Origin of the sequence: Marinomonas polaris DSM 16579 (assembly GCF_900129155.1) — a bacterium.
GTDB classification, from domain to species: Bacteria; Pseudomonadota; Gammaproteobacteria; order Pseudomonadales; family Marinomonadaceae; genus Marinomonas; species Marinomonas polaris.
On record NZ_FQVF01000045.1, the window covers coordinates 1 to 2,227 of the forward strand.

The following is a 2,227-nucleotide window of genomic DNA, read 5'->3' on the forward strand; positions in this document are numbered from 1 at the left end:
GTAAGCGTCCGGCAAACCACACATTTTAATTATCTTCAAACACCTTAAAGTCTGTTGTCTTTTAAATCAGAGCAACAGACTCATGTTTACCGCGTCTTCCCAGCTTAACGTTACTCTCATTTGTGGACCAACCGATATGCGTAAGGCCATTGATGGGCTTTGCAATATTGTCGCCTACGATCTTGAAAAAGAACCTTGTAGTGAGCACATTTTTGTCTTTTGTGGGCGAGCACGTGACAAGATTAAAATATTGCAATGGTCTAATAATGGTTTTTGGTTGCATTACAAACGATTGGAAAAAGGGCGTTTCCAATGGCCAGGCATTGAGGATGAGCATTTATCGCTGCACATATCTCATCGACAACTGAATTGGTTGTTGGACGGTCTACCCCTTCACTCCCAGGGGGCACATCCGCATTTAACTTACCGATATCATGACGCATAGCCCATTAGGTTGGTATAATCCAACCTATGAACATACTTCCAGAAGACTTACCCAATGACATTGAAGCGCTTAAAGCACTATTGCTTGAGCAAGCTTTACTATTGGGTAAAAAAGACAGCCTTCTGAGTGAAAAAGACTCGCAGCTTGCGCAGTGGCAATCTAAATACACGTTCATTTTAGAGCAGTGGCGTTTGGCGCAGCAAAAGCAGTTTGGCAAAAGCTCGGAAATCTCACCTGGGCAAGGTGAGTTGTTTGATGAAATAGCGGCCGAATCTGATGTCATCGACACAGAGACTGAAACACAGACCGTCTCCTACACTCGTCAGAAACCCAAGCGTCAGCCCCTGCCAAAGGATTTACCACGCGAAACGGTTGTACTGGATATCGCTGAGTCAGACAAAGTCTGCTCATGTTGCCAAGGTGCACTTCATTGCATAGGCGAAGACCGTTCTGAAAAACTCGATTTTATCCCAGCTCAGCTTAAAGTGATCGAAACCGTTCGCCCTAAATACGCGTGCCGTGAGTGTGAAAAAACAGGCACTCAGAATGCGATTAAGCAAGCAGCTATACCACCGAGCATTATCCCCAAAGGCATCGCGACCCCAAGTCTGCTGAGTCAGATTATCACGGGTAAATTCCAATACAGCTTACCACTCTATCGACAAGAAACCTTATTCAAACAATACGGTATTGAGTTGAGCCGACGAACCATGTCAGATTGGATGAAAAAATGTGCTGATGCCTTAGAGCCTCTTTATGAACGGCTACATCAAGTATTACGGAAACAGTCCGTTATCCAAGCCGATGAAACCACCCTGAATGTGATCAAAGAAGCTCGTTCAAAATGTTACATGTGGGTGTATTGCACAGGCAAAGATGCCCCAAGCAAACAGAACCTGATCCCGAATATTGTCTTATACGATTACCAGCCGACTCGAAGTGGGCAATGTGCCATCGATTTTTTACAAGGCTACGACGGTTATCTTAATGTAGATGGTTATCAAGCGTATGAATCCACCCAAGCCACGTTGGCTGGTTGCTGGGCCCATGCACGTCGCAAATTTATTGAGGCGGAAAAAGGCATGCCGAAAGGCAAGTCAGGAAAAGCAACGATGGCGATCAACCACATCAAAAAACTGTACGCCATCGAAACGCTGGCCCAACAGGCCGACAATGTAGAAGGCGCATTTAAAATCCGTCAGGAGCAAGCGCCCGAAGCACTAGCGAACTACAAAGCCTGGCTTGAAAAGTCAGCTCAACAGGTGCCACCGAAATCTTTATTGGGTAAAGCCATCCAATACAATCTCAATCAATGGGACAAACTGACAGTTTACTTGACAGACTATCACGTCAACATCGATAACAACCGAGCGGAACGCGCCATCAAACCCTTCGTGATTGGACGCAAAAACTGGCTGTTCTCAAATACGGGCAATGGAGCACGGTCCAGCGCCACGCTTTATAGCATCATAGAAACGGCCAAAGCCAATGGGCTTATCCCGTATGATTACTTAGTAAGATTGTTTGAAGAGCTGCCGAGAAGAAAGGAAAACGATGACGTAGACGATTTATTGCCGTGGAATATCAAGCTGACTTAAGTTTGAGAATAAAGGGTGAGTCTTCCCGCTGCATCCATGCAGCCTTGAATCTTCCTGAAAAGTGACAGAGCCTCCGTCCTGGAGGCGTGGACAAATCCATTGCCCTCTGTCTGATAATAAAGTTATAACAATCATTTACTAAAGTAAAGCAACACGATCTATGTGTGGTTTACCACACGCTTAC

2 protein-coding genes are annotated in these 2,227 nt (G+C 45.4%); both read left to right on the forward strand.

Features of this window, described 5'->3' with window-relative positions:
* Window positions 1–82: 82 nt before the first annotated feature.
* The gene (tnpB, locus tag BUA59_RS23345) at window positions 83–445 is read left to right on the forward strand and encodes an IS66 family insertion sequence element accessory protein TnpB (RefSeq protein ID WP_072842474.1); all 363 of its coding nucleotides are present in this window, start codon (window positions 83–85) and stop codon (window positions 443–445) included.
* Between the two features lie 26 nt (window positions 446–471).
* Window positions 472–2,043 carry an IS66 family transposase gene (gene tnpC, locus BUA59_RS23350; RefSeq protein WP_139248970.1) on the forward strand — a complete coding sequence of 524 codons (1,572 nt, stop codon included), beginning with the start codon at window positions 472–474 and terminating at the stop codon, window positions 2,041–2,043.
* Window positions 2,044–2,227 lie beyond the last annotated feature (184 nt).

Excerpts from the sequence above, each read along its gene's own strand:
- tnpB (WP_072842474.1), top strand. The coding sequence starts at position 83 with ATGTTTACCGCGTCTTCCCAGCTTAACGTTACTCTCATTTGTGGACCA.
- tnpC (WP_139248970.1), top strand. The coding sequence starts at position 472 with ATGAACATACTTCCAGAAGACTTACCCAATGACATTGAAGCGCTTAAA.